3 protein-coding genes are annotated in these 2,029 nt (G+C 74.1%); all 3 read right to left on the bottom strand.

Annotation, left to right across the window (positions count from 1 at the left end; translation table 11 throughout):
- Positions 1 to 39: 39 nt before the first annotated feature.
- Positions 40 to 390 (bottom strand): VOC family protein, encoded by a 351-nt coding sequence (locus ACYVE9_RS24460; protein WP_461030069.1) that lies wholly within the window; start codon positions 388 to 390, stop codon positions 40 to 42.
- 33 nt (positions 391 to 423) lie between these two features.
- Positions 424 to 1,233, bottom strand: a complete 810-nt coding sequence (locus ACYVE9_RS24455) for a class I SAM-dependent methyltransferase (RefSeq protein ID WP_461030068.1) — start codon at positions 1,231 to 1,233, stop codon at positions 424 to 426.
- A 90-nt stretch (positions 1,234 to 1,323) separates the two neighbouring features.
- The coding region (locus ACYVE9_RS24450) for a diacylglycerol/lipid kinase family protein (RefSeq protein WP_461030067.1) at positions 1,324 to 2,029 on the bottom strand (706 nt) is incomplete at its 5' end.

Genomic DNA, 2,029 nt, shown 5'->3' with positions numbered 1-2,029 from the left:
CCGGCCGCCGTCCAGCGGCCGGCCCGGCCCGGCGGCCGGTCAGGTACCCGGGCGGTCCACGTACTCGAAGATCGAGCCGTCCGGGTGGCGGGCCACGACGCTCCGGCCGATCGGCGTGGCCTGCGGGCCCGCGATGATCTCGGCGCCGACCTCGCGCAACTCGTCGACGGCCGTCCCCACGTCGCGCACGGCCAGCGTCGCGGTGATCTTGCGCAGCACGTTCAGGTGCTGCTCCGGGCCGGTCATCAGCATGAACGGTCCGACGGCGGCGGCCGAGACCGGGCCGTTGTTGAACCGCATCGCCTCACTCCGCGTCAGCCGTTCGTACACCGGGACGGCAGCGTCGAGGTCGGGCACGCACACACGCAGCGAGGTTCCGAGAATCTCCATGCCGCACAGGCTAGTTGCGGACCTGGGCCGATGTCAGACGCGGCAGCGGATCTCCCCGTGCAGCACGGCGAACCAGGCGCCGTCGGCCGCTCCCCAGGAACGCCAGCCGGCGGCGATGCCGGCCAGCTCCGCCGCGGTGGCGTGCCCGCCGGACACCGCCAGGTCCGCGTAGTCGGAGTGGACCGTGCGGTCCGCCCACAGCCCGCTCCACCAGGCCCGCTCCGGTTCGGTGGCGAAGCACCAGGCGCCGGCGGACGCGACCACGTCGGAGAACCCGGCCTGCTCGGCCCAGGCCAGCAGACGCCGCCCCGCGTCCGGCTCACCGCCGCCCGCCCGGGCGACCCGGCCGTACAGCTCCAGCCAGGCGTCCATCGCGGGCAGCGACGGGTACCAGGTCATCGCCGAGTAGTCGGCGTCCCGCGCGGCGACCACACCGCCGGGCCGGCAGACCCGGCGCATCTCGCGCAGCGCCGCCACCGGATCGGTGACGTGCTGGAGCACCTGATGAGCGTGGACCACGTCGAAGGAGTCGTCGGGGAAGTCCAGCCGGTGCACGTCGCCGCGGGAGAACTCGATGCCCCGCACCCCGCGTTCGCCGGCGGCCGCACGGGCCGCCGCCAGCGCGTCGGGGGCCGCGTCCACCGCCGCGACCCGTCCCGGCGCTACCAGCTCCGCCAGGTCGACGGTGATGGTGCCCGGCCCGCAGCCCACGTCCAGCAGGTCCAGGCCGGGCCTCAGCTCGGGCAGCAGGTAGGCGGCCGAGTTGGCCGCGGTGCGGCTGCGGTGGGAGCGCAGTACGGACTCGTGGTGGCCGTGGGTGTACACGGCGGGATTCTCCGGCATGCCGGCAGCCTAGAACCGCGTCCGTATCCCGGGACAGTTCGTCTCAATCCGTGGACGGGATGGGGATGGTGATCGCCGATCGGTGCGGCGCTACCGGCTGAGCGGGCAGTACACCACCAGCGCCTCCGGCCGCTTCTCCAGCAGCAGGTCCCGCGGGGCGTCGGTCACCTCACCGTCGAACGCCATCGGCGTGCCGGGCTGGATCCAGTCGACCCGCAGCCGCCGCACCCGCACCTTGCCGTGCGCGGGGGACTGCTCCAGGGTGCCGCCCAGCGCGGCCAGCAGCAGCCGGGTGCGCGCCCACTGGCCCGCGTGCGCCACCCGCACGTCCAACAGGCCGTCGGACAGGTCGGAGCGCCGCTGCGGCGTCAGGCCGAGACCGTTGTAGCGGCAGTTGCCCGCGAACAGCAGCCAGATCTGGTGCTGTTCGCCGTTCATCCGCACCTCGATCGGACGGTAGTGCCGCAGCACCTGGAACGCCGCCAGCACCCCCGCGGGCCAGCCGCCGATCCGCGGTGACCAGCGCTCGCGCACCCGTACCAGCTCCGGATAGGCGCCCAGGGCGAAGGTGTTGAGGAACGAACCGTCCGCACCGAACCTGCCGAGGTCCACCTTCACCGCCTCGCCCTCGTTGAGGGCCGCCGCGGTGTCCAGCACCTCCTCGATTCCCAGGTCGAGCGCGAAGTGGTTGAGCGTGCCGCCGGGCAGCACCGCCAGCGGCACCCCGTACCGGACGGCCATGCGCGCCGCGGCGATGACCGTGCCGTCGCCGCCGCACACACCCAGCGCGCCCCGC

This window comes from Streptomyces sparsus (genome assembly GCF_054776295.1).
This window is presented reverse-complemented; position numbering and strand designations above follow the sequence as displayed.

Coding starts and splice junctions, on each gene's coding strand:
- ACYVE9_RS24460 (WP_461030069.1), bottom strand. CDS start 390: ATGGAGATTCTCGGAACCTCGCTGCGTGTGTGCGTGCCCGACCTCGAC.
- ACYVE9_RS24455 (WP_461030068.1), bottom strand. CDS start 1,233: ATGCCGGAGAATCCCGCCGTGTACACCCACGGCCACCACGAGTCCGTA.